At 69.3% G+C, this 16,424-nt stretch carries 14 protein-coding genes and 2 tRNA genes; 12 read left to right on the top strand and 4 right to left on the bottom strand.

Annotated features, from left to right (window positions below):
- The first annotated feature begins 33 nt into the window (after positions 1–33).
- Together ilvN and ilvC are read left to right on the top strand one after the other, a co-directional pair.
- Positions 34–540 (top strand): acetolactate synthase small subunit, encoded by a 507-nt coding sequence (ilvN, locus tag KUTG_RS33890; RefSeq protein ID WP_043731535.1) that lies wholly within the window; start codon positions 34–36, stop codon positions 538–540.
- Between the two features lie 29 nt (positions 541–569).
- On the top strand, positions 570–1,583 hold the full coding sequence (ilvC, locus tag KUTG_RS33895) for a ketol-acid reductoisomerase (protein ID WP_043722663.1): 1,014 nt from the start codon (positions 570–572) through the stop codon (positions 1,581–1,583).
- 57 nt (positions 1,584–1,640) lie between these two features.
- On the opposite strand, the gene KUTG_RS33900 is transcribed toward ilvC, so the two are convergent.
- Complete coding sequence (locus tag KUTG_RS33900; RefSeq protein ID WP_043722666.1) at positions 1,641–2,954, bottom strand: hypothetical protein; 1,314 nt, start codon at positions 2,952–2,954, stop codon at positions 1,641–1,643.
- A gap of 28 nt (positions 2,955–2,982) precedes the next feature.
- Between KUTG_RS33900 and KUTG_RS33905 the strand changes: the two genes are divergently transcribed.
- The 3 genes from KUTG_RS33905 to KUTG_RS33915 all read left to right on the top strand — a co-directional run bounded on the left by KUTG_RS33905 (position 2,983) and on the right by KUTG_RS33915 (position 6,281).
- Entirely contained in the window at positions 2,983–3,267 is a 285-nt protein-coding gene (locus KUTG_RS33905; RefSeq protein WP_043722668.1) for a DUF397 domain-containing protein, read from the top strand.
- Between the two features lie 125 nt (positions 3,268–3,392).
- Positions 3,393–4,991, top strand: coding sequence for a phosphoglycerate dehydrogenase (gene serA, locus KUTG_RS33910; protein WP_043722671.1), 1,599 nt, complete (start codon positions 3,393–3,395; stop codon positions 4,989–4,991).
- A gap of 249 nt (positions 4,992–5,240) precedes the next feature.
- Positions 5,241–6,281, top strand: coding sequence for a 3-isopropylmalate dehydrogenase (locus KUTG_RS33915; protein WP_043731538.1), 1,041 nt, complete (start codon positions 5,241–5,243; stop codon positions 6,279–6,281).
- Positions 6,282–6,988: 707 nt separating this feature from the next.
- Here the strand turns inward: KUTG_RS33915 and KUTG_RS65735 are convergent.
- Complete coding sequence (locus KUTG_RS65735; protein ID WP_052395709.1) at positions 6,989–7,657, bottom strand: Tm-1-like ATP-binding domain-containing protein; 669 nt, start codon at positions 7,655–7,657, stop codon at positions 6,989–6,991.
- 322 nt (positions 7,658–7,979) lie between these two features.
- Between KUTG_RS65735 and cimA the strand changes: the two genes are divergently transcribed.
- The 3 genes from cimA to KUTG_RS54190 all read left to right on the top strand — a co-directional run bounded on the left by cimA (position 7,980) and on the right by KUTG_RS54190 (position 11,388).
- Entirely contained in the window at positions 7,980–9,593 is a 1,614-nt protein-coding gene (gene cimA, locus KUTG_RS33925) for a citramalate synthase (protein WP_043722673.1), read from the top strand.
- 200 nt (positions 9,594–9,793) lie between these two features.
- Positions 9,794–10,567 (top strand): fumarylacetoacetate hydrolase family protein, encoded by a 774-nt coding sequence (locus KUTG_RS33930; protein ID WP_043722675.1) that lies wholly within the window; start codon positions 9,794–9,796, stop codon positions 10,565–10,567.
- 173 nt (positions 10,568–10,740) lie between these two features.
- Positions 10,741–11,388, top strand: coding sequence for a LuxR C-terminal-related transcriptional regulator (locus KUTG_RS54190; RefSeq protein WP_084580083.1), 648 nt, complete (start codon positions 10,741–10,743; stop codon positions 11,386–11,388).
- A 52-nt stretch (positions 11,389–11,440) separates the two neighbouring features.
- Here KUTG_RS54190 and KUTG_RS33940 read toward each other — a convergent pair whose 3' ends face one another.
- Positions 11,441–12,661: an FAD-dependent oxidoreductase gene (locus tag KUTG_RS33940; protein ID WP_043731544.1), complete on the bottom strand. Its 1,221-nt coding sequence runs from the start codon at positions 12,659–12,661 to the stop codon at positions 11,441–11,443.
- A gap of 288 nt (positions 12,662–12,949) precedes the next feature.
- Here KUTG_RS33940 and KUTG_RS33945 point away from each other — a divergent pair, with 288 nt between their 5' ends.
- The 3 genes from KUTG_RS33945 (at position 12,950) to KUTG_RS33955 (ending at position 14,014) form a co-directional block, all read left to right on the top strand.
- Positions 12,950–13,696, top strand: coding sequence for an HAD family hydrolase (locus tag KUTG_RS33945; RefSeq protein ID WP_052395711.1), 747 nt, complete (start codon positions 12,950–12,952; stop codon positions 13,694–13,696).
- A gap of 117 nt (positions 13,697–13,813) precedes the next feature.
- Positions 13,814–13,885 (top strand) — tRNA-Gln (locus KUTG_RS33950).
- 56 nt (positions 13,886–13,941) lie between these two features.
- Positions 13,942–14,014: transfer RNA gene (locus tag KUTG_RS33955), tRNA-Glu, on the top strand.
- A 193-nt stretch (positions 14,015–14,207) separates the two neighbouring features.
- Here KUTG_RS33955 and KUTG_RS33960 read toward each other — a convergent pair.
- Entirely contained in the window at positions 14,208–14,909 is a 702-nt protein-coding gene (locus KUTG_RS33960) for an IclR family transcriptional regulator (protein WP_052395712.1), read from the bottom strand.
- A gap of 96 nt (positions 14,910–15,005) precedes the next feature.
- Between KUTG_RS33960 and leuC the strand changes: the two genes are divergently transcribed.
- On the top strand, positions 15,006–16,409 hold the full coding sequence (gene leuC, locus KUTG_RS33965; protein WP_043722677.1) for a 3-isopropylmalate dehydratase large subunit: 1,404 nt from the start codon (positions 15,006–15,008) through the stop codon (positions 16,407–16,409).
- The last annotated feature ends 15 nt before the right edge of the window (positions 16,410–16,424 follow it).

The following is a 16,424-nucleotide window of genomic DNA, read 5'->3' on the forward strand; positions in this document are numbered from 1 at the left end:
CGCGCCGAGCGCTAGCGAGGTGCGGTGATGACCATGACGAAGCACACTCTGTCCGTTCTGGTCGAGAACAAGCCCGGTGTCCTCGCCCGTGTCGCCGGCCTGTTCTCCCGCCGTGGCTTCAACATCGAGTCGCTGGCGGTCGGTCCGACCGAGCATCCCGACATCTCCCGCATGACCATCGTCGTCGGCGTCGACGAGCTCCCCCTGGAGCAGGTCACCAAGCAGCTGAACAAGCTGGTGAACGTCATCAAGATCGTCGAGCTGGAGCCGACCACGGCCGTGCAGCGCGAGTTGCTGCTGGTCAAGGTCCGTGCCGACGCCACCGTGCGCAGCCAGGTGCTGGAGACGGTGCAGCTGTTCCGGGCCAAGGTGGTCGACGTCTCGCCCGAGGCGCTGACCATTGAGGCAACCGGAACGGGCGACAAGCTCGACGCCCTGCTGCGGATGTTGGAGCCCTACGGCCTGCGTGAGATGGTGCAGTCCGGCATGGTCGCCATCGGACGCGGCGCCCGCTCCATCACCGCGACCGCGGCCCGCTGAAAAATCCCGGAAGGAACACAAGGAAAGCCATGACTGTCGAGACCTTCTACGACGACGACGCCGACCTCGGCATCATCCAGGGCCGCAAGGTGGCCGTCATCGGCTACGGCAGCCAGGGCCACGCCCACGCGCTGAGCCTGCGCGATTCCGGTGTGGACGTTCGCATCGGCCTGCCGGAGGGCTCCAAGTCGCGGGCGAAGGCGGAGGAGGAGGGCCTGCGGGTGCTCACCCCCGCCGAGGCGTCCGCCGAGGCCGACCTGATCATGATCCTGGCTCCGGACACCAAGCAGCGCAAGATCTACGCCGACGACATCGCGCCCAACCTCAACGACGGCGACGCGATCTTCTTCGGGCACGGCTTCAACATCCGCTACGGCCTGATCACCCCGCCGGCAGGCGTGGACGTCGCGATGGTCGCCCCCAAGGGCCCCGGCCACCTCGTGCGCCGCCAGTTCGTGGACGGCAAGGGCGTGCCCTGCCTCATCGCCGTGGAGCAGGACGCCACCGGCAACGCGCAGGCGCTCGCCCTGTCCTACGCGAAGGGCATCGGCGGCTCGCGCGCCGGCGTCATCAAGACCACCTTCACCGAGGAGACCGAGACCGACCTGTTCGGTGAGCAGGCCGTGCTCTGCGGCGGCGCCTCCGCTCTGGTGCAGACCGGTTTCGAGGTGCTCACCGAGGCCGGCTACGCCCCGGAGATCGCCTACTTCGAGGTGCTGCACGAGCTGAAGCTGATCGTCGACCTCATGTACGAGGGCGGCATCGCCAAGATGCGCTACTCGATCTCCGACACCGCCGAGTACGGCGACCTGACCCGCGGCCCGCGCGTCATCACCGCGTCGGTCAAGCAGGAGATGCAGAAGATCCTGGGCGAGATCCAGGACGGCACCTTCGCGCGCGAGTGGGTGGCCGAGGACGAGGCCGGCCGTCCCAACTTCACCAAGCTGCAGGACGAGGGCGAGGCTCACCCGATCGAGCAGGTCGGCAAGAAGCTGCGCGGCCTCATGTCGTGGGTGGACCGTCCGATCACCGAGACGGCCTGATCTTTTTCTGGTTGCCGGAAACGGCCGTGGGGCAGCACGCCCCACGGCCGTTTCGTCTTATCGGCAGGGATCGGGGCGCACGATCGGGGCCAGCTGGCCGTTGATCGCGCCGCCGCTGTCGGTCAGCGAGTAGTAGTCGCCCTGGCCGGCCAGGTCCGGGTTCACCTGGTCGGTGTCGTAGGTCCACAGCAGCCAGCCCTGCGCGCCCCGGTCGATGTGACAGGTCTGGATCTGCCGGTCGCGCAGGTCCAAGGCGGCCGAGGTGATGTCGTTGCCGTACACGTCCTTGCGCGCGCCCAGCTCGCCGACGAGATACGGCTTGGCCATCGGCTCCACGCCGGGCCGGCCCAGGTCGGAGCTGGCCAGGTCGCCCGCCGGCGTGTAGCCGGCGCCCCAGGGATAGGTGTGCATGTCGATGAAATCGATGGCACTCCAGTGCGCGATGGCCACCGGGTTGCCCGGTGACAGGGGTCGCGTGTTCGGATCGGCCATCAGGCCGTCGAATCCCGTCCGCCCGACCGCATTGTTGGTGAACATGCCGATCGACACCAGGGCGTCCGGGTCGGCCGCGTGCACGCCCTGGACCGCCTGGTTGACGTACCAGACCAGGCTGGCGTCGGCGGCCTGCTGCCGGTCCGCCGGCGCCGACATGTCGTAGGTGATCCCGTCCACGCCGACCACCGTGCCGGACATGGTCGCGAACGGCGCCTGATCGGTCTGCCAGAACACCTCGTTGTCGATCTCGTACGACAGGATGTCGGTCCGGTTCACGCCGAGCTCGTCCTCCAACGCGGCGGCGATGTTCGTCAGGTACGCCTTCTTGGCCGCGATCATGCCGCGATCCAGGTACCACGAGTTGGTGCCGCCGACGTTCGGATTGCGCGTCCCGCCGGCGATGTCCGCGTAGTGCCGGTTCATCGGCGCGTACTCGAACGTGGGCAGCACGTAGACATGGTCGGCGGCGGCCGCGTCGATGAAGGCCGCCAGATTGTCCACATAGGCCTTGTTGAGCCACGGGGCGTCCGGCGACGGATCGGTGTCCAGCCCGTGGTCGAAGTTCCACGTGCCGGCGTCGACGAACACCCGAACCGTGTTGTAGCCGTCGTGGCTCAACTGGTTCAGCATGCGCTGGGCGTCGGTCGGCGAGTACCGCCCGGGTTCGAAGGTGGAGTGGAAGACGCCGTGGCCGTCATCGGCCAGGCGGATGTAGTTCGCGCCCCTGGGCGTGAACGTCGCGTTCGTCGTGGTGTCGTACAGGCGCGTGCCGTCGGACCGGATCCGGCTGGGACCGGCGTCGGCGGCGTGCGCGGGAGCGAGGCCCGTCAGGGTGCCGACCAGGAGCAGACCGGCTACCACCGCTGTTCGCAGCATGGGAGCAGTGTGCCGTTACCCTGCCCGTATGAGCGACGAGGTTGCGCCCATCTACGACGACAAGAAGCAGGTCCGCGGCAGCCTGGACCTGAGCGGGGCGCAGTGGCAGCGGGGTGACGGGTACAGCACCGGCGAGGATGGGGCAGACGGGGAGCACGTCGAGGTCGCCTTCGTCCCGCACACGGACGGCGTGACCTATGTGGCCATGCGTAATTCGGCGCAGCCGGCGGGCCCCGTTCTGGTCTTCACTCCCGCAGAGTGGGACGCCTTCGTCAAGGGCGCGCGCGACGGCGAGTTCGATGAGCCCTGGTAGTTACGGGGAAGTTAACATCACCCCTTCCATCGGGGCGGCCAACTCGTAGGATGCGACGAGGTCCAGCACAACGGGGTGCCGGTGGGCCGTCCGTGAAGTCGCGCGCCGAAACCTGGAGCTGTGTCGTGACCAATGCCAGTCGTCCCGTCGTTCTGATCGCCGAGAAGCTCGCACCGTCCGTCATCGAGGTGTTCGGGGACGAGGTGGAGATCCGCCACGTCGACGGCACCGACCGGCCCGCCCTGCTGTCCGCCGTCGCCGACGCGGACGCGCTGCTGGTCCGGTCGGCCACCCAGGTGGACGCCGAGGTGTTCGCGGCCACGAGCAAGCTCAAGGTGGTCGCCCGCGCCGGCGTCGGCCTGGACAACGTGGAGGTGCCGGCCGCCACCAAGCACGGTGTGCTGGTGGTCAACGCGCCCACGTCCAACATCACCTCGGCCGCCGAGCACGCCGTGGGCCTGCTGCTGGCGGTCGCTCGCCGCATCCCGGAGGCCTCGGCCAGCCTGCGTGGCGGCGCCTGGAAGCGCAGCTCGTTCTCGGGCGTGGAGCTGTCGGGCAAGACCGTCGGCGTCGTGGGCCTCGGCAAGATCGGCCAGCTGTTCGCGGCCCGCCTGGCGGCCTTCAACACCACGCTGATCGCCTACGACCCGTACGTCGCGCCGGCCCGCGCCGCGCAGCTGGGCATCGAGCTGGTCACCCTGGACGAGCTGCTGGAGCGGGCCGACGCCATCTCCATCCACCTGCCGAAGACCCCGGAGACCAAGGGCCTGATCGGCAAGGAGGCGCTCGCCCGCACCAAGAAGGGCGTCATCATCGTCAACGCCGCCCGCGGCGGCCTCGTCGACGAGACGGCGCTGGCGGAGTCCATTCGGGACGGTCACGTCGGCGGCGCCGGCATCGACGTCTTCGAGACCGAGCCGACCACGGCTTCGCCGCTGTTCGAGCTGCCCAACGTGGTCGTGACGCCGCACCTGGGCGCCTCGACGGCCGAGGCCCAGGACCGCGCCGGCACCGACGTGGCCCGCTCGGTGCGGCTGGCCCTGCGCGGCGACTTCGTGCCGGACGCGGTGAACGTGGCCAGCGGCGGCGTCGTCAACGACGAGGTCCGCCCGTACCTGCCGCTGACCCAGAAGCTCGGCGTGGTGCTGTCGGCCCTGGCCGGCAAGGCCCCGGCCTCGGTCACCGTCACCGTCCGCGGCGAACTGTCCAACGAGGACGTCTCGGTGCTGCCGTTGGCCGCGCTGCGCGGCGTGTTCTCCGGCATCGTCGACGAGCAGGTCACGTTCGTGAACGCGCCGGCGCTGGCCGAGACCCTCGGCGTGGCCGTGGACCTGGTCAAGGAGCCCGAGAGCGCCAACCACCGCAGCCTGGTCACCGTGAGCGCCGCGCTGCCCGACGGCACGGCCCTGCGCGTCTCGGGCACGCTGTCCGGCCTGGACGCCATTGAGAAGCTGGTGGAGATCAACGGCCGCGGCTTCGACCTGCGGGCCGCCGGCGAGCTGGTGCTGCTGGAGTACCCGGACCGCCCGGGCGTCATGGGCACCGTCGGCACCCTGCTCGGCGAGGCCGGCGTCAACATCGAGGCCGCGCAGATCTCGCAGACCAAGGACGGCTCCGACGCCGTCATGCTGATCCGCGCCGACCGTGCGGTCGACGCCGGCGTGCTGGAGCCGATCGGCGCCGCCGTGGGCGCGCACACCGTGCGGTCCATCTCGCTGATCTGACCCGTTTGTCCGGAAGGGGGCCTTCCCGGCGGTCGTCGCCGGGGAGGTCCCCTTCACCGCATGTTGGGGCCGGTCAGGGGCCCGATGTCACCCGTACGGGTGGCGATTGCGCCATCCGGGTGTCCCGCACTTCGGGAGAGATCACCCCAGAAGCGTGTCCGGACTCCGATTAGTGGGGGAAGTACGGGTAGCCTCACGCAAGAGATGGATGGTCCCGAGCATGGGGACCGTACTCCGGGAGGTGTGTGGATGCGGCTCGCTGTGATCCCAGGTGACGGGATCGGGCCCGAGGTTATTGCCGAGGCGCTGAAGGTGCTCGGCGAGGTGGTTCCGACGGCGGAGATCACCCGGTACGACCTCGGTGCGGCGAGGTGGCACGCCACCGGGGAGCTGCTGCCGGAGTCGGTGCTCGGTGAACTGCGCCAGCACGACGCCATTCTGCTCGGCGCGGTCGGCGACCCGTCGGTGCCCAGCGGCATTCTGGAGCGGGGGCTGCTGCTGCGGCTGCGCTTCGAGCTCGACCATCACGTGAACCTGAGGCCGGCTCGGCTGTACCCGGGCGTGCGCAGCCCGCTCGCCGACCCGTCCGACATCGACATGGTCGTGGTGCGAGAAGGCACTGAGGGTCTGTACGCCGGCAACGGCGGCCTGCTGCGCAAGGACACTCCGCACGAGATCGCCACCGAGGTCAGCATCAACACCTCGTTCGGCGTCGACCGCGTGGTCCGGGACGCCTTCGCCCGTGCGACGGCGCGCCCGCGCAAGCACCTGACCCTCGTGCACAAGACCAACGTGCTGACGCACGCCGGTTCGCTGTGGTCCCGGGTCGTGGAGGAGGTGTCGCTGCTGCACCCCGAGGTGACCGTCAACTACCAGCACGTCGACTCCGCCACCATCCACATGGTGACCGACCCGGGCCGGTTCGACGTCATCGTGACGGACAACCTGTTCGGCGACATCCTCACCGACCTCGCGGCCGCCGTCACCGGTGGCATCGGCCTGGCGGCCAGCGGCAACCTCGACGTGACCCGCCGCAATCCCAGCATGTTCGAGCCGGTGCACGGCAGCGCGCCCGACATCGCCGGCCAGGGCATCGCCGACCCCACCGCCGCCGTGCTCTCGGTCGCGCTGATGCTCGACCACCTCGGCGAGCACGAGTCCGCGCGGCGCATCGAGGCCTCCGTCGCCTTCGATCTCGCCACCCGCGACCACGCCTCGCCCGGCGCCACCTACGCCATCGGCGACCGCCTCGCGGCCCTGGTGTCGTCCAACACCCGCACCACCGCCTGACGCTGTGACATGGGTGCTAGCGTAGTTGGGAATTACTTTCAAGAAACGCGGCTAAAAACGGATGTCCCGGGTTCGCGGTAGGAGTTGCGAGTACACGGGGGAACGTCGTCTTGATCCGGGTAGGTGGTTCCACATATAGTGTTAGCGGGCTACATTGACGTAACATCTCGTGAGCTGATGAGACCGGAAACGTCTACGTGGCAATAATAACGCCGACCGGATGGTAAGAGCCCATTTTCCGATATACTCGTCAGCATGAGACCCATCGACCGAGGTTGTTGATTGTTCCTATACTCGAAGAGTATTTTAGAGGTACACCCATGTTCACGTCTCGGCGCCCCGCGAGTCCCGCCCTGGGGACGCCATGAAACCGGTTCATGAGGTCCCCACAGCGGGACTCGCGGCTGTTCGGCGACGAGTGGATGGAGGAGTGATGGCGACCGTGTACGAAGTGACGGTGAGTCGGGAGGACAACCTCTGGGTTGCGGTCGTCGCGGGCCTTGCGCCGGCGGCGACCGATGTCGAGAACTTCGGGGACCTGGAGACCGAGGTGCGGCGGCGGGAGTGTCCCAGCGGGCCATCGGGACGTGGTGAACCTGTCGCACCAGCGCGTGAACCAGCTGCTGAACCAGTGACGGCGAGCACGGTCGTGCGACCGAGATCCCCGGAACTCGACATTCGGTTGCCTGAGAGCGGGACTCGCGGGGTCAGGGGGAGCCGGTGATGAGGTGGTGGAGGGTGTCGGCGGCCTCCTGGGCGAAGGCGGCGTCGTCGCAGACGATGTGGGGGACGTCGTAGGCGGAGGTGGGGTCGGTGGAGATGACGCCGGCCAGGAAGCCGCTGTCCACAAGGGACGGCAGGGGGCGGCTGTCGGGGACGACCACGACGGCGTAGCCCCAGTGTTCGAGGCGGGGCCGGGTGGCGGAGACGGTGGTGGCCACGAGCGGCCGGGTGTGGCGGGTGGGGTTGTGCCGCCCGGCGTGGTAGCTGCGGGCCATGCCGGTGATGGCGGCGGCGGCGTTGTCGAGGATGCGCTCTGAGACCTGGTCGATGCCGACGATGTCGACGACGGAGTGCATGGTGGTGACGTCGGTGACGCCGCCGTGGGTGTGGTGGTCCCGAGCGGTGACGAGCAGCTTGGGCACGCCGATCGGCAACGCCCGTAGGGCGGCGAAGGCGGGCGAGCCGCCGGTGGGCCCGCCCACGGCTAAAACGCCGTGCAGGCGGCCCTGTTCGTGCAGCTTGACGAGCACATCGGCGGCCCCCGCCCCGTCGAGAGCGACCGGCTCGCAGCCCCCGACGCGGACGCGGTCCATCAACCAGGCGTACTCGGCGCCTTCGGCGTTCGGCGCGCCCAGCAGGACGACTGTGACCACGCAGCCTTCTCCCTTCGACGAAGGCGGCTACCGATAGGCTGCTCCTTTGAACGAAATTGGACCAGTCCAATTTCGGCCAGGTGGACCGGTCATGGGCTGTCTCGGTGAAATTTCCCGACTGGTGGGATATTTCGTCCGACGCTTGGTCATCGCCGGGCGGGTGTGGCAGCATGCGGGTGTGGCTCTCCACACCGTGATCATCATTTCGCAGCGCGCCGGGTAGTGCCCCCGAAGGCACCCGGCGCGCAGACCTCTTGCATTCGCAGGGGGTCTTTTTGCTTTTCTGGGCCACGTCAGCCACCCCCTCGCGAGGAGTAGACCGTTGAGCAGGACAACCCCGGCCGGCACGCCACTGGGCGACGGCTTCCACGTCTTCGACACCACCCTGCGGGACGGCGCCCAGCGCGAGGGCATCACCTACTCGGTGACGGACAAGCTGGCGGTGGCCCGTCTGCTCGACGGCATCGGCGTCGGCTTCATCGAGGGCGGCTGGCCGGGCGCACTGCCCAAGGACACGGAGTTCTTCGCCCGTGCGGCGGCCGGCGAGCTGGAGTTGCAGCACGCGGCGCTGGTGGCCTTCGGCTCGACGCGCAAGGCCGGCGTGAAGGTCGAGGACGACAAGCAGGTGCAGGCCCTGCTCGACTCGAAGGCCCCGGTCGTCACCCTGGTCGCGAAGTCCGACCGCCGGCACATCGAGCGCGCGCTGCGCACCGACGTCGACGAGAACTGCGCCATGGTCCGCGACACGGTCCGGTACCTGGTGGCCAACGGCCGCCGCGTGTTCCTCGACGCGGAGCACTTCTTCGACGGCTACGCCTACGACCCGGAGTGCGCGCTGCGTGTGGTGCAGGCGGCCGGCGAGGCGGGGGCCGACGTGGTGGTGCTGTGCGACACCAACGGCGGCCAGCTGCCGGTGCAGCTCGGGCAGACCGTCACCGAGGTGATGGCCCGCACCGGCCTGCGCGTCGGCATCCACTGCCAGGACGACACGTCCTGCGCGGTGGCCAACACCATCGCGGCGGTCCAGGCCGGCGCGACCCACGTCCAGTGCACGGCCAACGGCTACGGGGAGCGGGCCGGCAACGCCGACCTGTTCGCCGTCATCGGGAACCTCGTGACCAAGCTCGGGATGCCGGTGGTACCCGCCGACTCCGTCGCCGAGCTGACCCGCGTGTCCCATGCCCTCGCCGAGATCGCGAACATCGCCCCCGACACCCACCAGGCCTATGTCGGGGCGTCGGCCTTCGCCCACAAGGCGGGGCTGCACGCGAGCGCGATCAAGGTGGATCCGGATCTCTACAACCACATCGATCCGGCCACCGTCGGCAACGGCATGCGGGTCCTGGTCACCGAGATGGCCGGCCGGGCGAGTCTTGAGCTCAAGGGACGAGAGCTCGGGCTCGACCTGGCCGGCCGGCCCGACGCCGTCGGCAACGCGGTGCGGAAGGTGAAGGAGCTGGAGGCCAAGGGCTGGTCCTTCGAGGCGGCCGACGCCTCGCTGGAACTGCTGCTGCGCAACGAGCTGTCCGAAGTGGACGAGCCTCCGTTCACTTTGGAGTCCTACCGCGTTCTCCTTGACCACCAACAGGACGGCACGATCATGTCCGAGGCCACGGTCAAGGTGCACGTCGGCGGCGAACGCGTGATCGCCACCGCCGAAGGCACCGGCCCCGTGCACGCCCTGGACGCCGCGCTGCGCCAGGCACTGCGGCCCCATCTGTCCTGGATGGACAGTGTCGAGCTGGCCGACTACAAGGTGCGCATCCTGACCGACCACCCCGGCACCGACGCCGTCACGCGCGTGCTGGTGGAGTCCACCGACGGCGAGCACGAGTGGACCACGGTGGGTGTGCACGACAACATCGTCGAGGCCAGCTGGCTCGCCCTGTGCGACGCACTGGCCCACAAGGCGATGCGAGTGCGCGCCCTGGCTTGACCCCCGACGCACGCCTTTCCCGCCAACACAGCAGAGCTGCTCGGCCCCGCCGGTGCTTCGCACGGTTGCCGGATTTCGACCCGCCGCCGCCCGACTTGACCACTCACCCAAGCCGACGCGGCGGGCTAAATCCGGCAAGGGCGAGGCACCGGCTTAGAGGGGGCCGAGCCGCCCCGCCGGAGGCGGGGCAAGATAGCACTGTGCGCTTCGCTCGGATCTCTCACTCAGAAGGGGCGTCCTTCGTCGCCATCGGCGGCGAGCCGGACAGCCTGATCGCTGCGGAACTGTCGACTTCGGTGTTCGAGGACCCGAAGTTCACGGGGCGGACCTGGCCGCTGGCCTCGGTCCAGCTGCTGGCCCCGATCCGCCCGTCCAAGGTGGTGTGCATCGGCAAGAACTACGCCGACCACGCCCGCGAGATGGGCGGGGAGCCGCCGGCCGACCCGGTCATCTTCATCAAGCCGTCGACCTCGGTGATCGGCCCGGACGCGGCCATCGAGGTGCCGGCCGGGCTGGGCCGGGTGGACTACGAGGGCGAGCTGGCGATCGTGATCGGCGGCCTGCCGGTGCGCCGGCTCAAGGCCGAGAACGCCGGCTCGGCCATCCTGGGCTACACCATCGCCAACGATGTCACGGCCCGCGAGCAGCAGAAGGCCGACGGCCAGTGGACGCGGGGCAAGGGCCACGACACGTTCTGCCCGCTGGGGCCGTGGATCGAGACCAACCTCGACCCGTCGGGCCTGGACCTGCGCACGGAGCTGGACGGCGAGCTCAAGCAGGACGGCAACACCAGCGACCTGCTGCACGGCGTGGGCGAGATCCTGGAGTGGATCACGGCCGGCATGACGCTGCTGCCGGGCGACGTGGTGCTGACCGGAACGCCGGCCGGGGTCGGCCCGATGACCGCGGGACAGACGGTCTCGGTGTCCGTCGAGGGGATCGGCACACTCACCAACAAGGTCGTGTCCGTCTAGTCGCCTTGGCCCATGATCGAAGGGCCGGTCGGCGCAACTTCGCGCCGACCGGCCCTTCGACGGCTTCCGCTGCTGAACCATGGCGTGCTATTCCGCGTTGAGCCGATTGCGAGACCAGTGAGGTCAGCAATCCGGCTCGGACCGGTTGGCCGCGGCGCAGCGGAGGTGATCGCATGGTGGTCCCTGACCCCGCAAGGGTGCTGCTGGTCGACGCCTCTCAGCTGATCACCGAGGGTCTGCGCGTCTGTCTGCAGCGCACTCAGCGCTTCCGGGTGGTGGGGGTGGCCCACACCTCGTCCGAGGCGCTGCGCTGCCTGCGCGGGCTGCTCGTCGACCTCGTCGTGACGGATCTGTCGGTGCCGGGCGCTGGTGCGCTGCGCACGGTGCGCGACGTGCGGGCCCAGCGGCCGTCGGCGACCACCGTGGTGGTCAGCGAGATGGACAGCCCGGAGTGGGCCAAGGCGGCGCTGAACCAGGGCGCCGCCGCCTACCTGCTCAAGACGACGCCCCTGCGGGAACTGCTGTCGGTGTTCAGCGAGGTGCTGGCCGGCGCGACGCACGTGCTCGATCCCCGGCTGGGCGGGCAGGTGCAGATGTCCACCGACCTGCCGCCGCACGCCGTGCTGCCGCAGTTGTCGGCCCGCGAGTTCGACGTGCTGGCCGAGATGATCAAGGGCCTGGACAACCAGACCATCGCGCACCACCTGTTCATCAGCACGGACACCGTGAAGACCCATGTGAAGGCCATTCTGCGCAAACTGGGCGCCAAGGACCGGGCACAAGTGGTCGCAATGGTCCTCAGTGGACGAGTGCCCAGATGACACAGAGAGCGCGAGGCCCCGAGGGGCTGAGCCCCGCGCGGAACGCGCGGCATCACCGCCGGGCGAAATCCGGGGCGTGTTCGGGGCGGAAGCCGATGGCCACCAGATAGGCCGGAATCAGGCCGAGCTTCGGGAAGCGGTTCAGCAGTCGCAATGCGAGCGGGGTTCGCTTACTCAGATCGATACGGCCGCTCAACGCGGGACCGACAGCGTTGTCATGCATCAGTCGCTGCATGCCCTGCGTGATGGTGGTGGCCGGCCCGCGACGGCGCTGCACCTTGGCCAGATCGGCGGTCGTGACGGTCCCTCGGCGCAGCGGCGCGGCCAGGATCCGCGCGGTGGCAACGGCATCCTGTACGGCCAGGTTGATGCCGACGCCGCCGACCGGCGACATGGCGTGCGCGGCGTCGCCGATGCACAGCAGGCCGTCGCTGTACCACTTGGTCAGCCGGTCCAGTTTCACGTCCAGCAGCTTGGCGTCGTCCAGCGACTTGATCTCGTCCACACGGTCGGCCAGCCACGGCAGGACACCGGCGAGGCTGTCCCGGAACGACTGCAGGCCGGCCTCGCGCCAGCGCGCGTCCGAGCCCTTCTCGATCAGGAAGGCCAGCTGGAAGTAGTCGCCGCGGTCGATGTAGACGACCATGCGCCCTTCGCCGATCATGCCGCCGATGCCCACCGGGTCGCCCTCGTGCCGCGGCACCCGCAGCCACCAGCAGTCCATCGGCACCCGCCAGCTGCGGATACCCAGCCCCAGCGCGCTGCGCAGGATCGAGCGCCGCCCGTCGCAGGCGACGGTGAGGTCGGCCTGGATCTCACCGGTCTCGCCGTCCTTCGTCCGGTACGTGATGCCGGTGACGCGGCCGTCCTTCGTGGTCAGACCGGTCGCCTCGGTGTTCATGCGCAGGCGGAAGGTCGGCTCGGCCGCCGCCGCGTCGGCGACCATGTCGAGGAAGTCCCACTGCGGCACCATCGCGATGTGCTTGTGCGGGCCGGGCAGCCGGCTCATGTCGATCAGCGCGGTGCTGGTCGGGCCGACCGGCAGCCCCAGCTGGGTCAGCAACCGGTGCGGGACCTTGGCGAACTTCTCGGCCAGGCCCAGCTCGTCCAGCAGCCGCAGCGTCGAGGCGTGCACCGTGTCGCCGCGGAAGTCCCGCAGGAAGTCGCCGTGCTTCTCGAGCACGGTCACGTCCACGCCCGCCCTGGCCAGCAGCAGTCCCAGCATCATCCCGGCCGGGCCGCCGCCCACCACGCAGCACGTCGTGCGTTCCATCGCCATCCCTCTTTTCAACGCTTGTTGAATAACTCAAGGATGCTCGCGGCGGCCGCCCCCGTCAACCCGGTTCACCCGTACAGCTAGACGTGACACGCGGCACCCGGCCCGGTAGCGCCCCGTCACCGATGCGCCACGAGTCGGAGAAACCCGTTGTCGGGTACCGAGAAAGGGGATGTGTCGCACGCACAGCGGAATCGCGGGACGGCGGAGAGTGACCACGATCAAGGGGCAGCTTCACCTTGTTAGCCGAATCGCGGACAAGGGATCCGCACCTAGCCTCTCCTGGTGACGCCAGTTCTCTCCGCATTCACCACCCGCACCACCGTCGAAATCCGTGCCGTTTGCCTGGACATCGACGACACGCTGATTGACTACGACGGATCGGCGAGAACCGCGTTGACCGCCCTTGTCGGACATGACGGCGCATGGCCGGCATGGCAGCGCACCACCGACGAGCATGTCGCCCGCGCCATCTCCGGCGAGTTCGACTACGACACCATGCGCTGGCAGCGCACCAAGGCCTTCTTCGCCGTGCTCGGCGAACACCTCGACGACGCCGAGGTGCGCAGGCGCGAAGACTGCCGCCTCGCCGTCATGGAACGGTCCTGGCGTGTCTTCGACGACACCCTGCCCCTGCTCGACTGGCTGCGCGCCAGCGGCATCAAGGTCGCCGCCGTCACCAACGCCTCCGGCTCCCGGCAGCGCGCCAAGATCGCCGCCGTCGGACTGTCCGAATTCTTCGACCGCGTCGTCATCGCAGGTGAACTGGGCGTCGCCAAGCCCGACCCGGTGATATTCCACACCGCCTGCCTCGACCTCGACGTGCTGCCGGCCGAGACCGTGCACGTCGGCGACCGCCTCGACCTCGACGCCATCGGCGCCCGCGACGCCGGCATGCACGGCGTGTGGCTCAACCGCGACGGCGCCGACCACCAGACCGCGCCCGACGGAGTGTGGACCATCAACAGCCTCGCCGAGCTCCCCGAGCTCCTCGTCTGCGAGCTCACCACCCCCGGCGTCGACGGCCTCTGACCTGCGCGATCGGCCGACCCCCGGGGGCGATTTCGTGATCGGGCCCGTCATGGTCTAGTATTCATTCCGGCAGGGCGGACGGCCTCCAGCTACACCAAAGCTGATCCAGAATGCCAATGGGGTATGGTGTAATTGGCAGCACGACTGATTCTGGTTCAGTTAGTCTAGGTTCGAGTCCTGGTACCCCAGCGTGAGGCACCCAAAGCGATGTGCTAGGGTACCTCCCGGCAAGAAAACTAAGTCCTGGCCCCGTCGTCTAGCGGCCTAGGACGCCGCCCTCTCAAGGCGGTAGCGCGGGTTCGAATCCCGTCGGGGCTACAGATCAGGAGATCCCTGTGCGGTGTGACCGCACAGGGATCTTTCGCTTTTACACTGGGGCTCCCGCCCCGGACCCCGGGGCAGGGCGGGCTTCGCCCCCCTGCACCCCCCGGGCTCGGCTTCGCCGTTGCCCTCTCATCGCTCTCTTACGGCGCAGTGCCCCCACCACGAACGTGGTGGGGGCACTGCGTTGCTAGAGGCGGTTTTGGAGGGCTTCGGCGGCGGCTAGGAGGTCTGCCGCCCAGCGGCCGCCGGGGCGGCGGCCTATGCGGTCTACGGGCCCGGAGACGGAGACGGCGGCGATGACGGTGCCGGAGGAGTCGCGGACGGGGGCGGAGACGGAGGCGACGCCGGGCTCGCGTTCGCCGACGGATTGGGCCCAGCCGCGGCGGCGCACTTCCAGGAGAGTGCGCTCGCCGAAGAGGGCGTCCGTGAGAAGGGCGCGCTGGGTGGGGGAATCGGCCCAGGCGGCAAGGACTTTGGCACCGGAACCTGCCGTCATGGGGAGACGGGCGCCGACGGGGACGGTGTCGCGAAGGCCGGACGGGGGCTCGGCGGCGGCGACGCAGATGCGCTGCATTCCGTCGCGGCGGTAGAGCTGGACGGATTCGCCGGTGATGTCCCGGAGGCGCGGGAGAACCGAGGAAGCGGCGTCCAGGAGGGGATCGGTGGCGCCGCCGGCCAGTTCGGCCAGGGCGGCGCCGGGGCGCCAGCGGCCGTCGGAACCGCGGCGCAGCAAGCGATGCACCTCAAGGCCTACGGCGAGGCGGTGCGCGGTGGCGCGGGGAAGACCGGTGCGGTTACAGAGTTCCGCCAGTCCGCAGGGGTCCTTGGCGACGGCGCTGAGCACCGCCACCGCCTTGTCCAGAACGCCGATCCCGCTATGCTGTCCCACGTCGCGATACTAGCTTCCCGCGATGTGGGAAGTCCAGCCGCGCCACCATCTGAGAATCCCGATCTGACACCGACATCCCCGAAGGGGGAGGAGACCATGGGCCGCACGCTCGCGGAGAAAGTCTGGGACGCGCACCTGGTGCGCAAGGGCGACGGAGCCGAACCGGACCTCATCTACATCGACCTGCACCTGGTGCACGAGGTCACCAGCCCGCAGGCCTTCGACGGACTGCGGCTCGCCGGCCGGAAACTGCGCAGGCCGGACCTGACGATCGCCACCGAGGACCACAATGTTCCTACGGTGGACGTCGAACTTCCCATCGCCGACCCGGTGTCGCGGACCCAGGTGGAGACGCTTCGGCGCAACTGCGCGGAGTTCGGCGTCCGCCTGCACCCGATGGGCGACGCGGAACAGGGCATCGTCCACGTGGTGGGCCCGCAGCTGGGCCTGACCCAGCCGGGCATGACGGTGGTGTGCGGGGACAGCCACACCTCGACCCACGGCGCGTTCGGCTCGATCGCCTTCGGCATCGGCACTTCCGAGGTCGAGCACGTGATGGCCACGCAGACGCTGCCGCTGCGGCCGTTCAAGACGATGGCGGTCAACGTCAACGGCGCGCTGCGCCCGGGCGTCACGTCCAAGGACGTGATCCTGGCGGTGATCGCGAAGATCGGCACCGGCGGCGGGCAGGGCTACATCCTGGAGTACCGGGGCGACACCATCGAAGCGATGTCGATGGAAGCCCGCATGACGGTGTGCAACATGTCGATCGAGGCGGGCGCGCGCGCCGGCATGATCGCGCCGGACGACGTCACCTTCGACTATCTCAAGGGCCGCCAGCACGCGCCGAAGGGCGCGGACTGGGACGCGGCGGTCGAGTACTGGCGTTCCCTGCGCACGGACGAGGACGCGAGCTTCGACTTCGAGGTCGACATCGACGCGGACGCGCTGACGCCGTTCGTCACGTGGGGCACGAATCCGGGACAGGGCCTGCCGCTGGGCGCCTCCGTGCCCGACCCGGAGGACATCGGCGACGAGAACGCGAAGGTGGCGGCGCAGAAGGCGCTGGCGTACATGGGCCTGGAGCCGGGCACGCCGCTGCGCGAGATCCACGTGGACACCGTCTTCCTCGGTTCCTGCACCAACGGCCGCATCGAGGACCTCCGCGCGGCGGCCGACATCCTCAAGGGCCGCAAGGTCGCCTCCGACGTACGCATGCTGGTGGTGCCCGGTTCGATGCGGGTGCGCGCGCAGGCGGAGTCCGAGGGACTGGACAAGGTCTTCACGGAGGCGGGCGCCGAGTGGCGGTCCGCGGGCTGCTCCATGTGCCTTGGCATGAACCCCGATCAGCTCAAGCCGGGCGAGCGCAGCGCGTCGACCTCCAACCGCAACTTCGAGGGCCGCCAGGGCAAGGGCGGCCGAACCCACCTGGTGTCGCCGCTGGTCGCCGCGGCCACCGCGGTGCGCGGCACGCTGTCGGCCCCGGCCGACCTGGACTGAAAAGCAGAGGAGTAG

The organism is Kutzneria sp. 744 (genome assembly GCF_000568255.1).
Classification (GTDB): Bacteria; Actinomycetota; Actinomycetes; order Mycobacteriales; family Pseudonocardiaceae; genus Kutzneria.

Bases quoted from the DNA above. Each gene is read 5' to 3' on its own strand.
- ilvN (WP_043731535.1), top strand. From the start codon at position 34: ATGACGAAGCACACTCTGTCCGTTCTGGTCGAGAACAAGCCCGGTGTC.
- ilvC (WP_043722663.1), top strand. From the start codon at position 570: ATGACTGTCGAGACCTTCTACGACGACGACGCCGACCTCGGCATCATC.
- KUTG_RS33900 (WP_043722666.1), bottom strand. From the start codon at position 2,954: ATGCTGCGAACAGCGGTGGTAGCCGGTCTGCTCCTGGTCGGCACCCTG.
- KUTG_RS33905 (WP_043722668.1), top strand. From the start codon at position 2,983: ATGAGCGACGAGGTTGCGCCCATCTACGACGACAAGAAGCAGGTCCGC.
- KUTG_RS33915 (WP_043731538.1), top strand. From the start codon at position 5,241: ATGCGGCTCGCTGTGATCCCAGGTGACGGGATCGGGCCCGAGGTTATT.
- KUTG_RS54190 (WP_084580083.1), top strand. From the start codon at position 10,741: ATGGTGGTCCCTGACCCCGCAAGGGTGCTGCTGGTCGACGCCTCTCAG.
- KUTG_RS33940 (WP_043731544.1), bottom strand. From the start codon at position 12,661: ATGGAACGCACGACGTGCTGCGTGGTGGGCGGCGGCCCGGCCGGGATG.
- leuC (WP_043722677.1), top strand. From the start codon at position 15,006: ATGGGCCGCACGCTCGCGGAGAAAGTCTGGGACGCGCACCTGGTGCGC.